General features: G+C 67.2%; 20 protein-coding genes and 1 pseudogene. 6 read left to right on the forward strand and 15 right to left on the reverse strand.

Features of this window, described 5'->3' with window-relative positions:
• Positions 1–5 precede the first annotated feature (5 nt).
• From RTW82_RS26535 to RTW82_RS26545, 3 genes are read right to left on the reverse strand one after another with little or no spacing between them, the layout of a single operon-like run.
• Positions 6–875 (reverse strand): sugar ABC transporter permease, encoded by an 870-nt coding sequence (locus RTW82_RS26535; protein ID WP_316926954.1) that lies wholly within the window; start codon positions 873–875, stop codon positions 6–8.
• Complete coding sequence (locus RTW82_RS26540; RefSeq protein ID WP_021220492.1) at positions 872–1,969, reverse strand: ABC transporter ATP-binding protein; 1,098 nt, start codon at positions 1,967–1,969, stop codon at positions 872–874. Before RTW82_RS26540 ends, RTW82_RS26535 begins: the two co-directional genes overlap by 4 nt.
• Before the next feature lie 10 nt (positions 1,970–1,979).
• Positions 1,980–3,062, reverse strand: coding sequence for an ABC transporter ATP-binding protein (locus RTW82_RS26545; RefSeq protein ID WP_021220491.1), 1,083 nt, complete (start codon positions 3,060–3,062; stop codon positions 1,980–1,982).
• A gap of 279 nt (positions 3,063–3,341) precedes the next feature.
• Here RTW82_RS26545 and RTW82_RS26550 point away from each other — a divergent pair, with 279 nt between their 5' ends.
• Entirely contained in the window at positions 3,342–5,210 is a 1,869-nt protein-coding gene (locus tag RTW82_RS26550) for a sigma-54-dependent Fis family transcriptional regulator (RefSeq protein ID WP_316926955.1), read from the forward strand.
• Between the two features lie 24 nt (positions 5,211–5,234).
• On the opposite strand, the gene RTW82_RS26555 is transcribed toward RTW82_RS26550, so the two are convergent.
• The 5 genes and pseudogenes from RTW82_RS26555 to RTW82_RS26575 form a co-directional block, all read right to left on the reverse strand.
• Positions 5,235–5,963 (reverse strand): alanyl-tRNA editing protein, encoded by a 729-nt coding sequence (locus tag RTW82_RS26555; protein ID WP_021220489.1) that lies wholly within the window; start codon positions 5,961–5,963, stop codon positions 5,235–5,237.
• Between the two features lies 1 nt (position 5,964).
• Positions 5,965–6,951 (reverse strand): serine O-acetyltransferase, encoded by a 987-nt coding sequence (locus tag RTW82_RS26560; protein WP_316926956.1) that lies wholly within the window; start codon positions 6,949–6,951, stop codon positions 5,965–5,967.
• Positions 6,952–6,973: 22 nt separating this feature from the next.
• Positions 6,974–7,888: a PLP-dependent cysteine synthase family protein gene (locus tag RTW82_RS26565; protein WP_043246101.1), complete on the reverse strand. Its 915-nt coding sequence runs from the start codon at positions 7,886–7,888 to the stop codon at positions 6,974–6,976.
• A gap of 11 nt (positions 7,889–7,899) precedes the next feature.
• A pseudogene (moeB, locus tag RTW82_RS26570) lies at positions 7,900–9,783 on the reverse strand (molybdopterin-synthase adenylyltransferase MoeB).
• Positions 9,784–9,796: 13 nt separating this feature from the next.
• Positions 9,797–10,735: a DMT family transporter gene (locus RTW82_RS26575; protein WP_410478856.1), complete on the reverse strand. Its 939-nt coding sequence runs from the start codon at positions 10,733–10,735 to the stop codon at positions 9,797–9,799.
• 98 nt (positions 10,736–10,833) lie between these two features.
• Between RTW82_RS26575 and RTW82_RS26580 the strand changes: the two genes are divergently transcribed.
• Positions 10,834–12,258 carry a PLP-dependent aminotransferase family protein gene (locus tag RTW82_RS26580; protein ID WP_316926958.1) on the forward strand — a complete coding sequence of 475 codons (1,425 nt, stop codon included), beginning with the start codon at positions 10,834–10,836 and terminating at the stop codon, positions 12,256–12,258.
• A 44-nt stretch (positions 12,259–12,302) separates the two neighbouring features.
• Here the strand turns inward: RTW82_RS26580 and RTW82_RS26585 are convergent, their stop codons facing one another.
• Genes RTW82_RS26585 through RTW82_RS26600 form a run of 4 tightly spaced genes read right to left on the reverse strand, consistent with a single transcriptional unit; the run spans position 12,303 to position 14,597 of the window.
• Positions 12,303–12,824 carry a DUF2937 family protein gene (locus RTW82_RS26585; RefSeq protein ID WP_043246108.1) on the reverse strand — a complete coding sequence of 174 codons (522 nt, stop codon included), beginning with the start codon at positions 12,822–12,824 and terminating at the stop codon, positions 12,303–12,305.
• Between the two features lie 19 nt (positions 12,825–12,843).
• Positions 12,844–13,617: a class II glutamine amidotransferase gene (locus RTW82_RS26590; RefSeq protein ID WP_316926959.1), complete on the reverse strand. Its 774-nt coding sequence runs from the start codon at positions 13,615–13,617 to the stop codon at positions 12,844–12,846.
• 3 nt (positions 13,618–13,620) lie between these two features.
• Complete coding sequence (locus RTW82_RS26595; RefSeq protein ID WP_316926960.1) at positions 13,621–14,067, reverse strand: HIT family protein; 447 nt, start codon at positions 14,065–14,067, stop codon at positions 13,621–13,623.
• Between the two features lie 38 nt (positions 14,068–14,105).
• On the reverse strand, positions 14,106–14,597 hold the full coding sequence (locus RTW82_RS26600; protein WP_316926961.1) for an MFS transporter: 492 nt from the start codon (positions 14,595–14,597) through the stop codon (positions 14,106–14,108).
• 107 nt (positions 14,598–14,704) lie between these two features.
• Between RTW82_RS26600 and RTW82_RS26605 the strand changes: the two genes are divergently transcribed.
• The gene (locus RTW82_RS26605; RefSeq protein WP_316926962.1) at positions 14,705–16,738 is read left to right on the forward strand and encodes a S9 family peptidase; all 2,034 of its coding nucleotides are present in this window, start codon (positions 14,705–14,707) and stop codon (positions 16,736–16,738) included.
• A gap of 2 nt (positions 16,739–16,740) precedes the next feature.
• Positions 16,741–17,064 (forward strand): low molecular weight protein tyrosine phosphatase family protein, encoded by a 324-nt coding sequence (locus RTW82_RS26610; RefSeq protein ID WP_316926973.1) that lies wholly within the window; start codon positions 16,741–16,743, stop codon positions 17,062–17,064.
• Here the strand turns inward: RTW82_RS26610 and RTW82_RS26615 are convergent.
• Positions 17,061–17,381 carry a hypothetical protein gene (locus RTW82_RS26615; protein WP_316926963.1) on the reverse strand — a complete coding sequence of 107 codons (321 nt, stop codon included), beginning with the start codon at positions 17,379–17,381 and terminating at the stop codon, positions 17,061–17,063. The two genes, RTW82_RS26610 and RTW82_RS26615, sit on opposite strands and share 4 nt — an antisense overlap.
• 82 nt (positions 17,382–17,463) lie before the next feature.
• Here RTW82_RS26615 and RTW82_RS26620 point away from each other — a divergent pair, with 82 nt between their 5' ends.
• Positions 17,464–17,934 (forward strand): DUF1456 family protein, encoded by a 471-nt coding sequence (locus RTW82_RS26620; RefSeq protein WP_021220475.1) that lies wholly within the window; start codon positions 17,464–17,466, stop codon positions 17,932–17,934.
• A gap of 99 nt (positions 17,935–18,033) precedes the next feature.
• Entirely contained in the window at positions 18,034–18,714 is a 681-nt protein-coding gene (locus tag RTW82_RS26625; RefSeq protein ID WP_316926964.1) for a type 1 glutamine amidotransferase domain-containing protein, read from the forward strand.
• A 251-nt stretch (positions 18,715–18,965) separates the two neighbouring features.
• On the opposite strand, the gene RTW82_RS26630 is transcribed toward RTW82_RS26625, so the two are convergent.
• Both RTW82_RS26630 and RTW82_RS26635 read right to left on the reverse strand, forming a co-directional pair.
• Complete coding sequence (locus RTW82_RS26630; RefSeq protein WP_316926965.1) at positions 18,966–21,452, reverse strand: TonB-dependent receptor; 2,487 nt, start codon at positions 21,450–21,452, stop codon at positions 18,966–18,968.
• 151 nt (positions 21,453–21,603) lie between these two features.
• Positions 21,604–22,560 (reverse strand): FecR family protein, encoded by a 957-nt coding sequence (locus RTW82_RS26635; protein WP_316926966.1) that lies wholly within the window; start codon positions 22,558–22,560, stop codon positions 21,604–21,606.
• Positions 22,561–22,570 lie beyond the last annotated feature (10 nt).

Below are 22,570 nucleotides of genomic sequence, written 5' to 3' on the forward strand. Positions count from 1 at the left end.
CGGCCTCAGCTCTTCGAGTCGTTATGGGTCATGGCCGTGTAGAACAGCCAGGACACCAGCAGGATGATGAGGAAGTACACCAGCGAGAACGCCGCCGCCGGCCCCAGGTCGAACTGCCCCACCGCCATCTTGGTCAGCGTCTGGCTGAGGAAGGTGGTGGCGTTGCCCGGCCCGCCGCCGGTGAGCACGAAGGGCTCGGTGTAGATCATGAAGCTGTCCATGAAGCGCAGCATCACGGCAATCAGCAGCACACTCTTCATCTTCGGCAACTGGATGTGGCGGAACACCGCCCAGCCCGAGGCGCGGTCGATGCGCGCCGCCTGGTAGTAGGCATTGGGGATGGCACGCAGGCCCGAGTAGCACAGCAACGCCACCAGCGAGGTCCAGTGCCACACGTCCATCACCAGCACCGTCACCCAGGCGTCCATGGTGTTGGAGGCGTAGTTGTAGCTGATGCCCAGCTTGCTCAGGGTCCAGCCCAGCAGGCCGATATCGGCGCGGCCGAATATCTGCCAGATGGTGCCGATCACGTTCCATGGGATCAGCAGCGGGATCGCCATGACGATCAGGCTCGCCGAGGCCCAGCGCCCTTTTGTCGGCATGCACAGGGCGATGCCGATGCCCAGCGGGATCTCGATCAGCAGCACGCAGGCGGAGAAGATGAACTGGCGCAGCAGCGAGTCGTGCAGGCGCGGGTCCTGCAGCACCTGCTTGTACCAATCGACACCGACGAAGGTGCGGGTGGAGGCATCGAAGATGTCCTGCACCGAATAGTTCACCACCGTCATCATCGGCAGGATGGCGCTGAAGGCCACCAGCAGGAACACCGGCAGCACCAGCCACCAGGCCTTGTTGTTGATCAACTTGTCGGTCATGGCGCCACCTCCACCAGCAGGTCATCGGCGTAGAGCATCAACCACTGCGAGGGGAAGCCGATCCACGCCGTGCCCCGTGGCACCGTCTCGTCTTCCTGCAGGCGCGCCTTGAGGCGTTGCCCGTCCAGGTTCAGGGTGAGGATCTTGTAGGTGCCTAGGTCCTCGACGTGGGTCACCTCGCCGGCCAGGGCATCGACGAAAGGCTCGTCGCTGACGTGCACGAACTCCGGACGGATGCCCAGCTTCAGGCTGCTCCAGCCGCCCTTGGCCAGGTGCGCCGCCATGGCCGGGGCCAGGGGCACGCGGGTGTTGCCGAATACCAGCGCATCCCCCTCCGGGCGCACCTCGATCAGGTTCATCCCCGGGCTGCCGATGAAGAAGCCGACGAAGGTGTGCAGCGGCCGCTCGAACAGCTCGCGCGGGGTGCCGAACTGGACGATACGCCCCTCGTACATCACCGCGATCTTGTCGGCGAAGGTCGAGGCCTCCAGCTGGTCATGGGTCACGTAGATCATGGTGATGTTGAACTGCTCGTGGATCTGCTTGAGCTTGCGCCGCAGCTTCCACTTCAGGTGCGGGTCGATCACCGTCAGCGGCTCGTCGAAGAGGATCGCCGACACGTCGTCGCGCACCAGCCCGCGGCCCATGGAGACCTTCTGCTTCTCGTCCGCTGTCAGGTTGCGCGCCTTGCGCTTGAGCAGGTGATGCAGGTCGAGCACCTCGGCGATCTCGCTGACCTTGCTCAGCACCCGCGACTCCGGCAGGCCCTGGTTGCGCAGGGGGAAGGCCAGGTTATCGAACACCGTCATGGTGTCGTAGACCACCGGGAACTGGAAAACCTGGGCGATGTTGCGCTCCTCCGGCGGCAGCAGGTTGACCTCGCGGGTGTCGAACAGCACCTGCCCTTCGGACGGGCTGAGCAGCCCGGAAATGATGTTCAGCAAGGTCGACTTGCCGCAGCCCGAAGGCCCCAGCAGCGCATAGGCGCCGCCCTGCTCCCAGACGTGGTCCATCGCCAGGATGGCGTAGTCTTCCGGGCCCTTCGGCTGGCTGGCGTAGCTGTGGGCCAGGCTCTGCAGGCGAATCTCGGCCATGGGCGGCTCCTCAGGTACGACGGCTCGGCGCCAGGACCAGGCGGTCCTGGGCGTCGAAGACGAAGAGTTTGTGGGTGGGGATGTAGATGCGGATCGGCGCATCCACGTCGTACTCGTGCACGCCCTGCAGGTGCAGCACCAGGGCGAAATGCTCGCTGCGCACATGGAGGAAGGTCTCGGAGCCGCTGATCTCGGCCAGCTCCACCTTCACCGCCAGCTCCAGGTCGTCGTCGTTGGAGGGCACCAGGCCGATGTGGCCGGGGCGCACGCCGAAGCGGTAGGCGCCCTCGCCCAGTTCGCGCAGCTCGGTGGTCAGCGGGAAGTGGACGAAATCACGGAAGCTCACCTCGCCTTCGCTGATGCGCCCGTCCACCAGGTTGATCGGCGGCTCGGAGAACAGCTCGGCGGCCAGCACCTGCTGCGGCCGCTGGTACACCTCGGTGGTCGGCCCGCTCTGGATCACCCGGCCCTCGTGGAGGATGGTCACCGTGCCGCCCAGGGCCAGCGCCTCGTTGGGCTCGGTGGTGGCGTACACGGCGATGCTGCGGCGGGTGCGGAACAGCTCGCGCATCTCCTGGCGCAGCTCCTCGCGCAGCTTGTAGTCGAGGTTCACCAGGGGCTCGTCGAACAGCACCAGGTCGGCGTCCTTGACCATCGCCCGGGCCATGGCCGTGCGTTGCTGCTGGCCGCCGGAAAGCTCCAGCGGGTGGCGCTGCAGGAACTTCTCGATGCGCAGCATCTGCGCCGTCTCGCGCACCTTGCGCTCGATCTCCTCACGGCCGACGCCATTCTGCCGCAGCGGCGAGGCGATGTTCTCGAACACCGTGAGGTTGGGGTAGTTGATGAACTGCTGGTAGACCATCGACACGTTGCGGCGGCGCACCGGCACCCCGGTCACGTCGACGCCGTTGAGCAGGATGCGCCCGCTGCTGGGCTTGTCCAGCCCGGCCATCAGGCGCATCAGTGAGGTCTTGCCGGCCAGGGTCCGGCCGACCAGCACGTTGAAGGAACCCGGCTCGAAGCTCAGGCAGGCGTCGTCTATGTAGACCTGATGGTCGACGACGCGGCAGACATGCTCCAGCGTTAACGACATGGCGTGTCCTTGTGGTTGTTCTCAGCCATTCGCGGCTCTGGGCCGCGCTACCACAAGGCGACTTCCGTGCCAGGAGCGCCAAAAACCCTCTATCCCATTGATTAAGCTGGTTTTTAGTGAAATTCGGCGCCCTGCACGAATGTTCACTTGAACAGTATTGAACATTCGAATGTGAACAACTGAACACTTCGAACGTTGACTTTGAACAGCCATGAACAACACTGCTCGGATCGCCGCAGAGCGAATGCCCCATAACAACAAGAACGCTGCGAGGCTCACATGGCCACCCCTGCCCAGGCGCCCGTACCGGCGCCGAACCACGATGCGATCGTCCGCGACTCGTGGAACCGCTGCCGCGACTTCGGCCTCACCCACCAGAGCCGACCGAGCTTCGGCGACGCCGCCGCGGGCGACGTCTCGGCACTGCTGGAGAGCCGGCACTTCCTCGTGCAGACCACCCACCAGGAGGTCCTGCCCTACTACGAGAACATCCTCGCCAACTCCAACTGCCTGATCATGCTCGCCGACAACCAGGGCCAGCTGCTGCAGTCCTGGGGCGACCGCCGCTTCGTCGAGCCTTCCCAGGCCGCCGGCTTCGTCGCCGGCGCCCTGTGGCAGGAGCGCACCACCGGCACCAACGCCATCGGCACCGCGCTGGCCTGCGGCCAGGCCGTGCACATCCAGCGCGACGAGCACTTCCTCAAGGCCAACCGCTTCATGACCGGCTCCGCCTCGCCGATCTTCGACGCCACCCGACAGATGATCGGCGTGCTCGACGTCTCCAGCGACAGCTACCTGCCGCCCTCGCACACCCTGGGCATGGTCAAGATGATGAGCCAGTCGGTGGAGAACCGGCTGATCCTCGGGCGCTTCAAGGACGACTACTTCCAGCTCAGCTTCAACACCAGCCTGGACAACCTCGACAGCCAATGGGCCGGGCTGCTGGTGTTCGACGAGGCCGGCCAGGTGGTTTCGGCCAACCGCCGCGCCGACTCGCTGCTGGGCATCGGCCTGTCGTGGATGAACATCGAAAGCCTGTTCGACCTGAGCCTGCCGCAGCTGCTGGCGCAGCCCGACAACCTGCCCTTCCCGCTGCGGGCCGCCGGCCGCTACCGCTTCCACGGCCGCCTGCTGCGCCCGCGCAAGCCGCGCATCGAGGCCCGCGACTTCCGCCCCGCCCCCGCGACCCCGAGCGAAGCGCCGGCCGGCGAGCTGACCCTCGGCACCATCAGCCTGGGCGATGCCCGTGTCGACCGCGTGGTGCAGCAGGCACAACGGCTGCTGGAAAAGGACATCCCCATCCTCATCCAGGGCGAAACCGGCGTCGGCAAGGAGGTGTTCGTCAAGGCCCTGCACCAGGCCAGCTCCCGCGCCGGCAAGACGCTGGTGGCGGTGAACTGCGCGGCCATTCCCGCCGAGCTGGTGGAGTCGGAACTGTTCGGTTACGAAAAGGGTGCCTTCACCGGCGCCAACCAGAAGGGCAGCGTCGGCCTGATCCGCAAGGCCGACAAGGGCACCCTGTTCCTCGACGAGATCGGCGACATGCCCCTCAACGTCCAGGCCCGGCTGCTGCGGGTGCTGCAGGAGCGCAGCGTGCAGCCCCTCGGCGGCGGCGAACCCTACCCGGTGGATATCCGCCTGGTCTCGGCCACCAACCGCCCGCTGCGCCAGGATGTGGACGCCGGGCTGTTCCGCCAGGACCTCTACTACCGCGTCAGCGGCCTCAACCTCGAACTGCCCCCCCTGCGCGAACGCAGCGACCGTGGCGAGCTGTTCCGCCGCCTCTGGGAGCAGCACCGCGAGCCGCGCCAATGGGCCGGTTTCAGCAACGATGTGCACGAACTCTTCATGGCCCACCCCTGGCCCGGCAACCTGCGCCAGGCCGGCAGCGTGATCCAGATCGCCCTGGCCATGGCGGAAGAACAGCCCATCCGCCGCGAGCACCTACCGGACGACTTCTTCGCCGACCTGGAAGAAACACCGCCGCCCAGCCATAGCGCCGCGCCAACCCAGCCGACGGATGCCAGCCTCGCCGCCCAGCTGCAGGCCTGCGGCGGCAACATCTCCGACCTCGCGCGCCGCCTCAACCTCAGCCGCAACACGCTGTACAAGCGCCTGCGCGAGCAGGGCCTGTACCCCGGCGGCTAACGCAAGCCGCCCAACCCTGCAGCCTCAGGCGAAGCGCAGGGTCACGCGGCGGTTGTGGCGGCTCTTCTTCTCGATCTTGTCGCACACCACCCGGCCGATCTCGCGGGTGTTGCGCACATGGGTGCCGCCACAGGGCTGGATGTCCACCCCGGGGATGTCCACCACCCGCACCAGGCCCTGCAGCACCGGCGGCGCCACCGCCTGGGTGCGGGTCATCTCCAGCACCGTGTTGTATTCGCTGGCCGGCAGCATGTGGGTGCGCACATCCAGCGCGCCCTCGATCAGCTCGTTCAGCGCGTGGGTCAGGTGTTCCTTGTCCAGGGTCGATTCCGGCAGGTCGAAATCCAGGCGGCCCTTGTCGGCTGCGATGCTGCAACCGGTGACGGGGGCATCGATGATCGAGCACAGCAGGTGCAGGCAGGTGTGCATCTTCATGTGCTGGAAGCGCCGCTCCCAATCCAGGCAGCCCTGCAGTTCGAGGCCGGCGGTGACGGGCACGGCGCCCTCCTCCAACTGGTGCCAGATCATCGAGCGCAGCAGCGGGTCGCGCTGGGTGCCGACCACCGCCACCACCGAACCGTCCGGCAACAGCAGGTGGCCCTGGTCGCCCGGCTGGCCGCCGCCGGTGGGGTAGAACAGCGTCTGGTCCAGCGCCACGCCCTGGTCACTCACCGCGAGTACGCGGGCAGTGAAGGTGCGCTGGTAAGGGGCTTCGTCGAACAGGGCACGGGTGTGCATGGCGAATACGGACATTTCAGCCTCCGATGCTCAGGAAATAGGGTTGCAGCTGCGAGCGCACGAGTGCGCTGAGGCCAGGTGGGTCGAGCAGGGTGATGTCGTGGTCGGGACCGATGATCCGCAGGTGCAGCGGGTAACGGGGCGCCGGCAGGGCCAGGCCGATGCTGCGCAGCCGGTACTGGCGGTGGTTGCGCTCGTGCACCGTGCATTCCAGGGCCATGCAGCCGAAGCGCCGGTGCTCGGCGTCCAGCACCAGCACCTCGCCGCTGTCGGGCAGCTCGCCCACCAGGTGCATCCGCTCATTGAGGGCGAAGGCCCCCAGGTAGCCGCAGTTGGATGACATCGACGCGCGCTGCATCTGCAACTGGTTGACGATGCTGACCTTGGTGTTGGCCGGCACGTCGCGGGTGATCACGCAGGCCGGGCTGATGAACACGTTGTCGCCGATGCTGATGGGCCCGAGGATGCGCGCCCCCGCGCCTACCTCCACATGATTGCCCAGGCGCGGGTGGCGCTTGCCGCCCGGGTTGTCGGCGATGCCCGAGGCGCCGAGGGTGACGCCACTGAGCAGGTAGCAGTCGTCGCCGATCTCGCAGGTCTGCCCGATCACGGTGCCGAAGCCATGGTCGAGCACGAAACGCTTGCCGATGCGCGCCGCCGGGTGGATCTCGGCGCCGGACAGCAACTTGCCGGTGCTGGCCAGCTTGTGCGCCATGGCCTCGTGCCCGTCCACCACACCGTGGGTCCAGACCTGGTGCGCCAGGCGATGGAACAGCACCGCCTTGAAGGAGGCATAGGAGCCGAGCACCAGGTCGATGCGCCCGGCCGTGGCGGGGTCGCGCTGGGCATAGGCCTGAAGGTCGTCTGCCACCTGCTGCACGGCCACGTCCATGATGCCGTCCAGGTGGGGCATGAGCTGGTCCAGCTCGTTCGGCTTGAGTGCATGCACCAGTTGATCGAGCAGCTCGTCATAGAGCCGCAACCTGTCGAGATATCCCCACATCCTGTCGCCCTCCCCAGGCTCGTTATTCGAAATGCGGCAGGTAGCCGTCCACACCGTCATAGATCAGGGTCAGTACCCGGCTGCCGCGCGGCAGCTCGCCGGCCAGGCTGGCGATGGCCACCAGATTGGCGGCCGAGGACAGCCCCAGGCTCACCGCGTCGCTACGCATGGTGCGGCGCACACGCTCCAGGCAATCCGCCTTGGCTACCTTGAGCATGCCGTCGAGCACCCCGAGGTTGAGGATGCTCGGCACCAGGCCGATGGACAGGCCCTGGATCTCGTGCGGCGCATGGCGATCGGCGAGCAGGTCGCACTGCTCCGGCTCGACGCCGAACACCCGCAGCGAGGGCCAGCGGGCCTTGAGCATCTCGCCCAGGCCGGTGATGTGGCCGCCGGTGCCGATGCCCGCCACCAGGCAATCGAGGGGGCGGTCGGCGAAGTCGCGGAGGATCTCCTGCGCGGTGCTGCGCCGGTGGGTCTCGGGGTTGGCGGCATTGCGCTGCTGGTTGAGCATCACGAAACCGGGGTTCTCCAGTTGCAGCTCCATGGCTTTCTCGCCATGGGAGTTGTTGCCAAGGCGGCTGTCAGAGAGCACCACCTCGGCACCGTAGAGGCGCAGCACCTTCTGTTTCTCGGGGCTGTAGTTGTCGGGGATCACCAGGACCACGCGGTAGCCGAGGATGTTGCCGGCGATGGCCAGGCCGATGCCGGTGTTGCCGCCGCTGGGTTCGATGATGGTCTGCCCGCTGCCGGGCACGAGGATGCCCCGGGCCTCGGCGTCGCGGACCATGCCCAGGGCGATGCGTGCCTTGTGGCTGCCACCGGGGTTGAGCGACTCCAGCTTGGCGTACACCTCCAGCCCGGTCTCGGCGCTGAAGGCGGCCAGGCGCACCACGGGCGTCTCGCCAATGGCCTGGAGCAGGGATTCGTGGATCATCGCGCGCCTCCTCAGTACAGCGGCATGTCGGTGTCGACATCCCGCGCCCAGGCCTTGATGCCGCCCTGCAGCACCTGGATCTGGGTGAAGCCCGCTGCCAGCAGCAGCAGCGCCGCGCGTTCGGCACGGGTGCCGCCGTAGCAGACGATGCACAGCGGGCGCTGGCGATCCAGCTCGTCGAGGCGAGCGTCCAACTCGCCCAGCGGCAGGTTGAGGCTGCCGGGCAGGCGGCACACCTCCAGCTCGTTGGTTTCGCGCACGTCCAGCAGTTGCAGATCGGTGCCACAGGCCAGGAGCTGCTGCAGCTCCAGCGCGGTAATGCGGAAATCCGCCGGTAGCGTGCTGGCCGCCGGGATGCTGGAAGAACAGGCCGAAACCTCCTCTTCCAGCGGCTGCATGCAGGTGCGGCCGGGCGAGCAGGACGGGCAGTTGGCGCGGCGCTTGAAGCGCACTTCGTTGAACTTCATCGCCAGGGCGTCGAAGCACATCAGCCGGCCCACCAGGGGCTCGCCGATGCCGAGGACCAGCTTCACCGCCTCGGTGGCCTGGAGCAGCCCGACCACGCCGGGCAGCACGCCGATCACCCCGCCGGCGCTGCAGTTGGGTGCCAGCTCCGCCGGCGGGCTCTTGGGAAACAGGCAGCGGTAGCAGGGGCCGTCCTGATGGTTGAACACGCTGATCTGCCCGTCGAAGCGGTGCAGCGCGCCGTAAACCAGCGGCCGGCCCAGCAGCACACAGGCATCGTTGACCAGGTAGCGGGTGGCGAAGTTGTCGGTACCGTCCACCACCAGGTCGTAGTCGCCCACCAGCTTCAGGGCGTTATCCGGAGTCAGGGCGCAGTCGTGGGCATCGATGTGGATGTCCGGGTTGAGGTCCAGCAGGCGACGGCGCGCCGACTCGACCTTGGGCAGGCCCAGGGTGCTGGTGCCATGCACCACCTGGCGCTGCAGGTTGCTGGCCTCGACGCGGTCGAAATCCACCAGGCCCAGGGTGCCGATGCCGGCGGCGGCGAGGTACAGGCTCACCGGAGACCCCAGGCCGCCGGTGCCGATGATCAGCACCCGCGCCTTCTTCAGGCGCAACTGGCCCTGGCGACCGACGTCCGGCAGGGTGATGTGGCGCACGTAGCGGCGCACCTCGTCGTTGCTCAGCTCATCGCTGTCCAGGCCCCCGGAGGTGGCGAGCATGATGTCCAGCTCGGCGCCTGCCTCCAGGCTGCTGTCGCCGTCCACAAGCTCGCCGTTGGCGCTGAGCAGGAAGTGCTCCTTGAACTGGTCGTTTCCATAGAACAGGTGGTCACGCAGCCCCGCGTGGCGGCTGCAGATATCCTCGACCAGCTCGCGCACCGTGGTGCCCTGCCCTTGCAGGCGGGCCTCCGGCAATTTGGCGACACGTGCCAGTACATCCGGGAAGATCACCGTATTCATAGCCAACTCCTTTTATGCAGGTCGTTATGGGGTGCCGGGGTATTCCCGGCTGCAGACAAAGGATTCCCCGCTCCACTCGAACAGCTTCGCGCCGTGGGCCCGTCCGGCCCGCACATCCACCACCAGGTGGGCGACGGGGTGGATCGGCTCGCCCATGAACAGCGCCTTGTCCTCGTCTTCGCGGCTGAAGTAGGCGCCGACGTCGGGGTGCGAGTGGTAGATGACCCGCACCGGGTTGTCGCCGCGCAGGCTGCGGTTGAGCAGCAGGGTGTCGGCCACCGCGAAGGTGAAGCCGGTGCTGGCGTCGCGGCGGAACACGTCCGGGCTGCGCTGGTTGAGCAGGTTCTGGATGTTGCTGCCCAGGTGCACCTCGCCATCGGCGAAGACGAAGCCGCAGCACTCCTCGGGGTAGGTCTCGCAGGCGTGGCGGTAGATGGACTGCAGGGTGTCGCGATCGATCACGTCCATGTGGTCCTCGTTGTCAGGGCTTGCGCGTCAGGAGTTTTTCCACGGGCAGCTTGGTGATGGCGAAACCGGCGAGCAGGATCGCCGAGTACAGCGCCAGGTCGCGGGAGATGGCCTGCCCCTCGTACCAGGAGCCGATGACCACGGCGAACACCGGGAAGATGATGAAGACGAAGGAGAGGACCACCGGGTTCAGGCGCTTGAGCAGGAAGAAGTAGACGATGAAGCCGCCCACCGACGCACACAGGCCCAGGTAGGTAAGCGCCAGCCAGGAGCGCGAGGTGACCTGGCTGAAGTCGGGCTGCTCCACCACCAGGCCGGCGAGGAACAGCATCGCCCCGGCCAAACCGATGGGCAGCGTGTTGTAGGTGATGACGCTGATGCCCTCGCCCTTCTGCTTGGTGATCACGTAGCACAGCGCGTGCATCACTGCGGCGGCGAGGATCGCCAGCACACCGAGGAACTCGGCGTGGTCCAGGCGCAGGCCCTGGCTGCGCAGGATCATGTACAGGCTGCCGAAACCGATGCCGATGCCCACCACCTGGGACAGGTAGATGCGCTCACGCAGGAACAGCGACGAGAAGATCAGGATGAACACCGGCATGCAGCTGAACAGCAGCGCGGTGAGCCCCGAGGAGACATGCATCTCGCCGTAATTGAGCAGGTAGTAGGGAATGCTGAAGTAGCTCAGGGTGACGAAGGCGAAGAAGCCCAGGCGCTCGCGGGGGAACAGGATCGAGTCGCCACGGACCAGGGCGAAGCAGATGAACAGCGGGAAGGCGATGAGGAAGCGCAGGCCCGAGGAAGTCAGGGGCGGCACGCTCTCCACGGCGATCTTGATGCCCAGCCAGGTGGTGCCCCAGCTCAGGCACACCACGAGAAACAGCAGGCTGGTGATGAATCCGGCCAACCAGTGCTTTTGCGATTTTCCGGTGTTTTCAATTACGGCGGACATTGGCATGATGGCAATTCATCCTTGCTGCTAAATTGACCTCTAAAACCTGGGTATCAATCACTGATTGACACAGCTCAATCAGGCTATTAGGACGAAAAATGGCTGTCAAACCAATTATTGACACGGTGTCAATTCTGAAATCAGCACTGGATTCCGGCCAGGGCGCGAAGTACAAGCGCCTCGCCGGAGCCATGGAAATCAGGATTCTCGAGGGCACTCTGGAAGGCGGCGCCAAGCTGCCGCCGCACCGCAACCTGGCCGACCGCCTGGGGGTGACCATCGGCACCGTCAGCCGCGCCTACGCCGAACTGGAACGCATGGGGCTGGTGATAGCACGCGTCGGCGACGGCACCTTCGTCCGCCGCCGGGGGCTGGAGCGCAAGCGCGACGAGGGCTTCCGCAACTTCATCGAAGAGGCGCCAGAGCTCTACGACATGAGCCGCAACATGCACATCCCCGGGCATGAAACGGCCTTCCTGGCGCAGAGCCTGCTGGACCTGGCCAACGACCCGCAGACCCTGCAGGACCTGACCCGCTACACGCCGGACATCGGCCTGCCGCGCTACCGCCAGGTGGGTGCGAACTGGCTGGCCCACGGCGACTTCCAGCCCCAGGCCGACCAGGTGCTGTGCGTCAACGGCGGCCAGCACGGGCTGCTCTGCACCCTGATGGGCCTGTTGCGGGCGGGGGATATCCTGGTGACCGAGCAGCTCACCTACCCGGGGCTGATCACCCTGGCACGGATGCTCGGCATCAAGCTGCTCGGCGCGGACATGGACGAGGAAGGGCTGGTCCCCGCCTCCCTCGACGAGATCTGCCGCAACAACCGGGTCACCGCGCTCTACTGCACGCCGACCATCCAGAACCCCACCACCGGCGTGCTCTCGCACCTGCGCCGCGACGCCATCGCGCGCCTGTGCCGCGAGCACAACCTGCTGATCATCGAAGACGAGGCCCACGCGGTGCTGGTGGAGGACCGCCCGCCGCCCCTGAGCCTCTACGCCCCGGAGCGCACCATCCTCATCAGCAGCCTGAGCAAGGCGGTGGCCGCCGGCCTGCGGGTGGGCTACCTGCATGCACCGACGGCACTGGTCAGCCGCATCGCCGCAGCCCTGCGCGCCACCTGCTGGATGGCCACGCCCCTGGCGCTGGAGCTGTCGACGCTATGGATCGAGAACGGTACGGCGGAGAAGTTGCTGAGCCAGCAGATCCACGAGATCGGCCGACGCAAGGCATTGGTGGAACGGCTGCTGGACGGGCTGAACTACCGCACCCATCCGCAGAGCCCGCATTTCTGGATCGAAGTACCGGAAGCCTGGCGCGCCTCGGACATCGAGGCCGACCTGAAGCTGAAGAACTACCTGATCACCGCCGCCGAAGCCTTCGCCGTGGGCCGCGCCACGGTGCCGCAGTTCGTCCGCGCCAGCGTCAGCAACGCCTCCAGCAACGACCAACTGCTCTACGACGGCTTCCTCACCCTGGCCAGCACCCTGCGCGAGGAGGCCGACCGCTTCGGGCTATGAGCCGCAGGGCGGACCTTGGTTCGTACTCGACACCACCCACGGGCTCAGCGCCAATGGCGCTGCTGCACCCGCTTGCCGTTGCCGCCGGCGAGCAGGGCGAGGCCAAGGAACAGGCTTTCCACCACCCAGGCCAGCAGCAGCGCGCAGACGATGCCCCAGGCCATCGCCTCGGGCACCAGCAGCACCTGGTAGCTGTAGGCGTTGGCGGTTTCCAGCAACAGGTCGTGGTCGGCGCCCGTGGCCACGTGCCAGGTGCGCGCGTACCAGGCGCCCTGCATGGCCTCCCACTCGCGCTGCAACAGGGCGTCGCGATTGACCAGGGTGGCCACGCTGTCGGCGTCGCTGCGCATCACCGGGTCGTTGCTGGCGCGGTAATGGGCCACCAGCGCGGCGAGGTCGCCGTCGAAGAAGCGCTGGGCGGTCTCGCGGAAGCCCTTGAGCCCGGTCTCCGCCTCCAGGCGATGGGCCTCGACGCGCTTGGCGTAGTCATCGACGAACCCGGGCACCTGCACGCCGATGAGCAGGCCCAGGGCGAACAGCGCCAGTCGCAGGTAGCTTCGCAGCATCGATATCCCCTCTCGTTGGTCAGGTCTGCCCGGAGGCCAGGCACTCGCCCCGCCGCCACAGGCTCCAGGCGCCGGGCTGGTAGAGCGTCCAGGTTTCGTTGTCGGTCAGCGGCTCGGTGGCGATCACCGTCACCACGTCATTGGGCGTGGTCTCGGCCTGGAAGTCCACGGTCAGGTCCGCGTCTTTCAGTCGCGCCGGGCCGAAGGGCGCACGCCGGGTGATCTGCGCCAGCTTGGTGGTGCAGAAGCAGAACAGCCAGTCGCCGTCACTGAGCAGGCAATTGAACACGCCCCGGCTGCGGTACTCGGAGCAGGCCTGCACCAGCACCGGCAGCAGCACCTCCACCGGCACCGGCTCGGGGAAGCCCTGGCGCACGCGGTTGAGCAGGTCGCAGAAGGCGGCCTCGCTGTCGGTGTCGCCCACCGCCCGGTAGAAGCTGGCGGCCGGGTGGAAGTCGGCGAGCTGGCCGTTATGGGCGAAACACCAGTTGCGGCCCCACAGCTCGCGGACGAAGGGATGGGTGTTGGCCAGGCTGACCTTGCCGACGTTGGCCTGGCGGATGTGGCCGATCACCGTTTCGCTCTTGATCGGGTAGCGCTGCACCAGGCGCGCCACCTCGGAATCGACGCTGGCCGAAGGGTCCTGGAACAGGCGCAGCCCACGGCCCTCGTAGAAGCCGATGCCCCAACCGTCACGGTGCGGGCCGGTGCCACCGCCGCGCTGCATCAGGCCGGTGAAACTGAAGACGATATCGGTGGGCACATTGGCGCTCATGCCGAGCAATTCGCACATGGTTCAGGGCTCTCGTTTCAATGCCTGTCGCAGTTGTTCGGCTTCCTGCTCCAGGCGGGCCTGGATGCGGGCACGGCCGAAGGGCAGGAAGCGGGTGAGGATACGCCACAGCAGCGCGGCCAGGTCACCCCGTTGCCGGGGAATCAGGTGCAGGTGCAGATGGGGCACGTGCTGGTTGGAGTCCGGGCCATCGTTGATCAGCAGGTTGATGCCCTGGCGACCGTAGCCCGCACCGCGCAGGGCCTCGCCCACGCGCAGGGCCTGCTCCACCAGGCGCTGGCGCGCCGGGGTGCCGAGGTCGGCGAGGAAGGGCGCGTGCTCACGGGCCACCACCAGCACATGGGCCGGGCGCAGGGGGAAGATGTCCAGCAGCACCAGGAAGTGCTCATCCTCGTGCAGCAGATGGGCCGGCAGCTTGCCGCCGGCGATGGCGCAGAACACACAATCCATGGGTATTCCTCGTAGCCGGCGCGGCGCGCTGCCTGGTGTCAGAGACGCGGTTCGATGCGCAGGCGGCGGTCGCCACGGTCGTCGAGACGGGTGTCCACGCGGCCGGTGGATTCACGTTCCATCAATTGGCGCAGGGTCGGCTCCTCTTCTTCCTCGCCCGCGACCGCCGGCTTCTCGCGCTCGGCGCGACGGGCGCGGATGGCGCGCTCGATGGGCCAGCGGATGGCGACGAAGATGAGGTACAGCACCAGGCCGATCATGCCGTACATGGCCAGGTCGGAAACCGCCTTCCAGGCGTTGTTGCCCACCTTGAACACGATGTCCAGCGCGGTCACCGCCACAGCCGGCGCATAGAGGTCGCGGCCGGGGTCCACCGGGGTCGGGGTCAGCAGCAGCACGGCGACTATCAGGCGCAGGGGTTCGCGCAGCCAGCGCCACATCCAGCCGGTGGCGCGGAAGCTCACCAGCAGGCAGCCCAAGGCCGCGACGCCATAGGCGCCCCAGGCGAGGAGATAGTCGTGTTCGTTCATGGGCTTCCATGGCAAGGCGGGCAAAGGGGCGCTTATGATAGCGACTTTTCCGAAGCCCGGCGTCCCCGCCGTCGCCCGGCCCGCAACGCCTAGCCGTGAGAACCGCCATGTCCGAAGCCCCCATCGCCCGCATCCAGGCCGGAGCCGATCCCTACCGCTGGCTGGAGGAGCGCGACGCACCCGAGGTACTCGACTACCTCAAGGCGGAAAACGCCTGGCTCGACCAGCACCTGGCCGCCGAAGCACCGCTGCGCGAGGCGCTGTTCGAGGAAATCCGCGGGCGCATCCGCGAGACCGACCTGTCCCTCGCCACGCCCTGGGGCCCCTACCTCTATTACCAGCGCACCACCGCCGGCGACGAATACCCGCGCCATTACCGCTGCGCACGCCCGGCCGCAGGCTTCGAGGTGGACGAGGCGACCGAGCAACTGCTGCTCGACCCGAACGCCCTGGCCGAGGGCGGCTTCCTTTCCCTCGGCGCCTTCAGCGTCAGCCCCGACCACCGCCTGCTGGCCTACAGCCTGGACACCAGCGGCGACGAGATCTACCGCCTCTACGTCAAGAACCTGGTCGACGGCGCCATCAGCGCCCTGCCCTTCGACGACTGCGACGGCAGCATGACCTGGGCCAACGACAGCCGCACCCTGTTCTTCGGCGAGCTGGACGATACCCATCGCCCGCACCGCCTCTACCGCCACCGTCTGGGCGAGGCCGACGCCGAGCTGGTGTTCGAGGAGGCCGACGGCCGCTTCTTCCTCGGCTGCCACCGCGCCAGCTCCGAGCGCCAACTGGTGCTGATGCTGGGCAGCAAGACCACCAGCGAAAGCTGGGTGCTGGACGCCGACACCCCCGACGGCGACTTCCGCTGCCTGGCCCCGCGCGAGGAAGGCCACGAGTACTACGCCGACCACGGCCAGGTGGACGGCCAGTGGTGCTGGCTGATCCGCAGCAACCAGACCGGCATCAACTTCGCCCTCTATAAGGCGCCCGAGGCGACGCCCGAGCGCGCCCACTGGCACGAGCTGATCGCCCACGACCCCGACTGCATGCTCGAAGGCGTGGGCATGAACGCCGACGCCTTCACCCTCAGCCTGCGCGAGGGCGGCCTGCCGATCATCCAGGTGCACCCCCGTGGCGCCGCGCCCTACCGCGTGCAGCTGCCGGACGCCGCCTACAGCCTCTACGTGCAGGACAGCATGGAGTTCCACAGCCCGGCTATCCGCCTGCGCTACGAGGCCCTCTCCCGCCCGGCCCAGGTCCGCGAGCTGCGCCTGGCCGATGGCGAGCAGCGGGTGCTCAAGCAGACCCCGGTGGAAGGCCCCTTCGACGCCGACGCCTACATCAGCCAGCGCCTCTGGGCCACCGCCGCCGACGGCACCCGCGTGCCCATCAGCCTGGTCGCCCGCCGCGACGTGCTGGGCCAGCCGGCCCCGCTCTACCTTTACGGCTACGGGGCCTACGGGGAAAGCCTCGACCCCTGGTTCTCCCACGCCCGCCTGAGCCTGCTGGAGCGCGGCTTCGTCTTCGCCATCGCCCATGTGCGCGGCGGCGGCGAGCTGGGCGAGGCCTGGTACCGCGCCGGCAAGCTGGAGCACAAGGCCAACAGCTTCAGCGACTTCATCGCCTGCGCCGAACACCTGATCGGCGAAGGCCTGACGAGCCGCGAGCAACTGGTGATCAGCGGTGGTAGCGCCGGTGGCCTGCTCATGGGCGCCGTGCTCAACCAGCGCCCCGACCTGTTCGCCGCCGCCATCGCCGAAGTGCCCTTCGTCGACGTGCTCAACACCATGCAGAACCCCGACCTGCCGCTGACCGTCACCGAGTACGACGAGTGGGGCGACCCGAACGAGCCCGAGGTGTTCGAGCGCATCCGCAGCTACGCGCCCTACGAAAACGTGCGCGCCCAGGCCTACCCGGCGCTGCTGGTGGTGGCCGGCTACAACGACTCGCGGGTGCAGTACTGGGAAGCCGCCAAGTGGGTGGCCAAGCTGCGCGCCACCCGCACCGACGACAACCTGCTGCTGCTGAAGACCGACCTCGGCGCCGGCCACGGCGGCATGAGCGGGCGCTACCAGGCGCTGCGCGACGTCGCCCTGGAATACGCCTTCCTGCTCAAGGTGCTGGGGCTCACCGGCCGATGAAGGTGCAGCGCCTGCTGTTCATCTGTGGGCAGAACCGCCTGCGCAGCCCCACCGCCGAGCAGCTGTTCGCCAGCTGGCCGGGGATCGAAACCGACTCGGCCGGCCTCAAGGCCGAGGCGGAAACCCCGGTGACGCCCGAAGCCCTGGCCTGGGCCGACCTGATCCTGGTGATGGAGAGCAGCCACCGGCGCAAGCTCGCCGCACGCTTCCCCGCCGCCCTCAAGGGCAAGCGCGTGGTCAGCCTGGATATCCCCGACGACTACGCATACATGGACCCGGCCCTGGTGGACCTGCTCCAGGCCCGCGTGCCGCCACTGTTGCGCTAGGGCGCCGGCTTCTTCTCGCTGCCGCCCAATCCCTTGCTGTTGCGATCCAGCTGCTCCTGCAGGGCCGGGATGCGCTCGTCGCGCGGGTCCGCCTGCCGTGTGGTCGGCGGATTGACCAGCAGCGGCGGGCTGCCCGAACGCGGCGCGGCGGCCGGCAGGCTCGGTGGGCTGGCCTGGGGATAGGGTTGTGGCGTGGCCGTACCGGGCGAACCCGGTGCCAGCGTGCCGGGGGAACGCAGCAACGGCGGCTGTTGCGCCTGGATGCCACAACTGACCGCGACCAGCGCCGCGAATGCGAGCACAATGGCGCCCTTCATATGGACCTCCCGCCTTTCGGCGTCGACGTCCTCAGTCTAGTTGCCGGCACCCTGCCGGCCGCCACTCCCGACGGAACACCCCATGACCAACAACGATGTACTGCGCAGCCTGCGCTACCTGCTGGATATCAGCGACGCCCGGGTGGTGGAAATCATCGGCCTGGCCGACCAGGAAGTCAGCCGCCAGGAAGTGGCCTCCTGGCTGGTCCGTGATGACGAAGAGGGCTACCACTCCTGCAGCGACAAACGCCTCGCCGGTTTCCTCGACGGCCTGGTGTACACCCTGCGTGGCAAGGACGAGAGCCGCCCGCCCCTGCCCATGGAACTGCCGATGAGCAACAACCAGATCCTGAAGAAGCTGCGGGTGGCCTTCGAGCTGCGCGAGGACGACATCCTCGCCATCCTCCAGGAAGCGGACCTGCCCATGACCCGGGCGGAAATCGGCGCGCTGTTCCGCAAGAAGGACCACAAGAACTACCGCGCCTGCGGCGACCAGATCCTGCGCAACTTCCTCCGGGGGCTCACCGCGCGCAGGCGTCCACCGCAGGACTGAGAGCAGGTTCCAGGACACGTCTAGAATTCATCGGCCGGCGACCGGAACCTTGCCGGAGGAGCGCCAGTCACACCCCTCGATAACCTCAAGGAGTTGCCGATGAAAATCCTCATGGTGCTGACCTCGCACGACCGCTTGGGCGATACCGGCAAGCCGACCGGCTTCTGGCTCGAAGAGTTCGCCGCCCCCTACTTCGCCTTCCGCGATGCCGGCGCCGACGTGATCCTGGCCTCCCCCCGGGGCGGCCAGCCACCGCTGGACCCGAAGAGCGACGAGCCCGACGCACAGACCGAAGCCACCCACCGCTTCCGCGCCGACGAGCAGGCCCGCGAGGCCCTGGCCAACACCCTGCCGCTGTCCGGGCTGGTATCGGCCGACTACGACGCGCTGTTCTACCCCGGCGGCCACGGCCCGCTCTGGGACCTGGTGGACGACCCCTTCTCCATCCGCCTGATCGAAGACCTGCACCACGCCGGCAAACCGGTGGCCGCCGTCTGCCACGCCCCCGGCGTGCTGCGCAACGCCCGCGCCGCCGACGGCAACCCGCTGGTGCAGGGCTGCGCGGTGACCGGCTTCTCCAACAGCGAGGAAGAGGCCGTCGGCCTCACCGCCGTGGTGCCCTTCCTGGTGGAAGACGTGCTGCGCGAACAGGGCGGCCAGTACTCCAAGGTCGCCGACTGGCAACCCCATGTAGTCACCGACGGCAACCTCATCACCGGCCAGAACCCCGCCTCCTCCGAACCCACCGCCGCCGCGCTCTTGCAGCGGCTTGGCGGCTGAGCCGAAGCGCACATTCGCGGGTTTCACCCGCCCTACGGTGCCAATGCGGTTGTAGGTCGGGTGCAACCCGACATTCCGCCTCAGCCCACCGTTCCCGTGCACGGGCCAGCGCTTCGCGAGCAGAGCGCGCTCCTACGGGGTGTGCATGCGAGGGGGCTGTGCAGTGATGGTGGGCGCGCAGGTCGGGGGCAACCCGAAGCTCCGAAGGGAGCGGGCATCCCCACGAACGCGGGGACGCCCTGGAAGGCACCTCAGAAGAATTGCGAGACGCTGAACTTGATGTTGCGGCCAACGCCGGAAACGGACTCGCCGAGGTAGGGGTAGTACTCGCGGTTGAACAGGTTATCCACTGCCAGCCGCGCCTCGAAGCCCTTGATGTACTTGGGCTGCCAGGTCGCGAATAGGCCGTGCAGGGCGTAACCCTGGGTTTCGGGAAGGCTCCAGCCAGACGCCAGAGGATCATCGTCAGTTGGGGAGCGGTCCTGCTTGCGCACGAAGTTGCCGGTCCAGCCCATGGCCATGTCGATCTCGGGGACCTTCACGCCCAGGGTCGCCACCGCCTTGCGCGGAGGGATGTCCGAAAGCCAGGTTTCAGGGCCCCAGGGGTTGCGCGGCGAGGCATCGCGCTTGCCACGAATGTAGGACACCGACAGGCTGCCGAAGATGCGCGAGCTGTCGTAGAAGGATTCGACCTCCACCCCCTCGATGGTGTAGCCGGGCAGGTTGCGGTTATTGGCCAACGGCCCCGGGCATGCACTGTTGCCGCCGGTCACGCTGGCGAGGCAATAGACGCCGGTGCGCTTGAAGATCTCGTCCTTGCCACGGTTGCGAAACAGAGTGGTGCGGATCTGCAGGTTGTCACTGTCCACCAGCAGCTTGTCGAAATTGAAGATGCTGCCCAGGCGCACCCCGGTGATGCGCTCCGGGTCCAGGTTGCGACTGGTGGCGGGCACACTGCTCGCCGCGCTCTGCACCTCGTACAGTTCGTCGATCAAAGGGGCGCGCCAGGTCTTGCTGTAGTCGGCGAAGAACGCCAGGTTGTCGGTGGCGGTCCAGAACAGCCCCAGGCGCGGCGACCAGCCACTGTAGGTGACGCTGCTGTAGTCGTGCCCCACGGCCGGATCGGAGCTGTTGTAGCGCGGCGCCAGGTTGGGCTCGCCACGGCTGTAGACATGGTCGTAACGCAGGGCCGGGGTGATGGTCACGGAGCCGATGGTGATGGCGTCCTGCAGATAGCCACTGCGGGTTTCCTGCTCGCCGGACGGCATGTAGTAGGGCTGGTAGAGGCCGTAGTTGTAGGTCCTGTCAGTCAGCTTGCTGAGGTCCTTCATCAGCGTGTCGCGATCATGCCCGTGCCATTGCACACCCACTGTAGCGACATGGGATAACAACCCCGTATCGAAGCGGCTTTCGTTCTTCAGCTCCGCCAGCCGGTCGGTGTAGTTGACCCAGCTCTCGTTGCCCAGCGAAGACGCGAACCCCGCAGACGCGTTGGCCGGCCGCTTGTCATGCTGATCAGTCTTGGAATAGGCATAGCTGGCGGTGAGGTTGACCAGCGGGTTGTCCAGCGGCGTGTAGTTCCACTTCAACGAGTAGTTCTCGTCGTCCTGGTCACGGTTCACCAGCTTGCGTTTCCAGGCACCGTCCAAGCCATAGCGGGCGATCTCCGCCGCAGTGGGGGCAGCCATTTCATCGCGCTTGGCGGCGAAGGGCTCCCAGGCCTCGCTGCCGGACTGCATGGCCGACAGGGTGAAGACATGCTCGTCGTTGGGGCGGAAGTTGCTCTTGAACAGGAAGGCGTCAAGGCTGTTTTCGGAGTAGACGAAGCGCGTGCCATCCGGGCGCTTGATGTTGTCGCCGTCACGCCCGGTGAGGAACAGCAGGCCATCGAGCATCTTGTCGGTGGTCTGGCCATACACCGCGCCGCTGTAGATCTCCTGGCGGTCATTGGTGTGATAGCCGTACTTGAGGAAGGCGCCGACGTTCTCGCCGTCCTGCAGCAGGTCGGCCGGGTCCTTGGTATCCACCTTGATCACGCCGCCGAAGCCGCCATTGCCGTACAGGGTGCTGTGGGGACCCTTGTCCACTTCGACGTTCTTGATCAGTTCCGGCTCGATGAACACCGAGCCCTGGCGGTACTTCTCGAAGCCCTTGGGCGCGCCGTCGAGGATGACCTTGACGTCCTCCACATCGCCCATGCCCCAGATGTTCAGGGTCTGGCCACCGGGGCGGGGCGAGCCGCTGGAGCTCACGCCCGGCAGGGTGTCGAGCAGCTCGGCGATGTTGTCCGCCTGCTTGCGGTTGATGTCTTCCTGGGTCAGGACAGAACGCCCTACCGAGCTGGAGTCGATGGCGCTGCCCATGATGTTGGTGCTGCCCAGCTCCAGCACGTTGTCATCGACAGCGGCCTGGCCGGCACTGGCCACACGACGAATCACGAACCCATCCCCCGCCTCCACCAGCTCCAGCCCGGAGCCGGCCAACAGACGCTCAAGAGCAGTGCGGGCGCTGTAGCGGCCGGCCAGGGCCGGGGCGCGCAAGTCACGCAGTTGCGACTCGTCGAAGAGGATCTGCAGCTGGCTCTGCTGGGCCAGGGCGGTCAGGGCGCTGGCCATGGACTGGGCCGGCAGGTTGAAGTCGTGATCCTGGGCCAGGGCGCTGCCGCTGAGCAGGAGGGTGGCCAGCGCGCCGCCGGCGACGAGGCGGCGCAGCGCGAAACGGGTGCTACGGGTGTTCATCCAAATCTCCCCAAGTACTGCAAAACCGCCCTTGCATGAGGCGGACATCAGGAAGACGCAGCGCTCGGCAAAACCCGCATATGCAAATGAAAAATATTTTCACTTGCATCGAAGTACCCGCGCGGCGCGGCCCCGGAGCAGCTCCGGGGTGTCAGCGCAGGTGGATCAGGGCCGTTCCGTTGGCCAGGTATTCGACGCGCACCGGCAGCAGTTGCGGCAACGCGGCGAGGAAGGCATCCGGCTTGCCGATGTTCAGGCTGCCGGAAACACGGCGCTCGGCGAGGCTGGCATCGGCCAGGCCCACGGGCGCGTTTCGGTAGTGGGAAAGCTCGTCCACCAGCTGGGCCAGCGGGCGATCGCGGAAGATCAACTGGCCACGCCGCCAGCTGGCGATTTCCTCGGGGCTGCGGTGGCCGAGCTCCAGGTGACGGGTGCGGTAGTCGAAATCGGCGCTGTCGCCGGCCCCCAGTTCGGCGTGGTGGGTGCCGCCGGCCTCGGGTTCCACCGCGACCTTGCCGCTCTCCACCGCCACATCCAGGCGTTCACCGCCACGGCGGACGCTGAAGCGGGTGCCGAGCACGCGCACGCTGCCCTCCCCGGCCATCACCACAAACGGGCGTTGCTCATCACGGGCGACGGCGAAGAAGGCTTCGCCCTGGAGCAGTTCGACTTCGCGGTGATCGTCATAGAGGCGCACATGCAGGCGGGTGTCGACGTTGAGGTCGATGCGCGAGCCGTCGGCCAGTTCCACCTGACGCTGTTCGCCCTGGGCGCTGCCCAGTTGCAGGTCGACGCTGGGCGCGCGGGCGAACCAGTTCTGCGAGGTGGCCAGGGCGGCGCAGAGCAGCACGAACGAAGCGGCCATGGCGCGCGGCAGGGTCCGTCGGCTGCGAGGCTTGAGCATGACCACCGGCGTGGCGAGCACGGGCCGTGGCACGCGATCGAAGTCGGCCCAGATCAGTTGCATGTCGGCGAAGGCCTTGGCGTGCGCCGGGCTGGTGGCCAGCCAGGCCTGCAGCTCGGCCTCCTGCTCGGCAGTGAACTGCCCGCTGGTGCGGCGGGCGTACCAGGTGGCGGCCTGTTCGTCGATCGAGGGTCGGGAATCCATCCAGGTGCTC

Origin of the sequence: Pseudomonas sp. zfem005, assembly GCF_032621735.1 — a bacterium.
Taxonomy (GTDB): Bacteria; Pseudomonadota; Gammaproteobacteria; order Pseudomonadales; family Pseudomonadaceae; genus Metapseudomonas; species Metapseudomonas solani.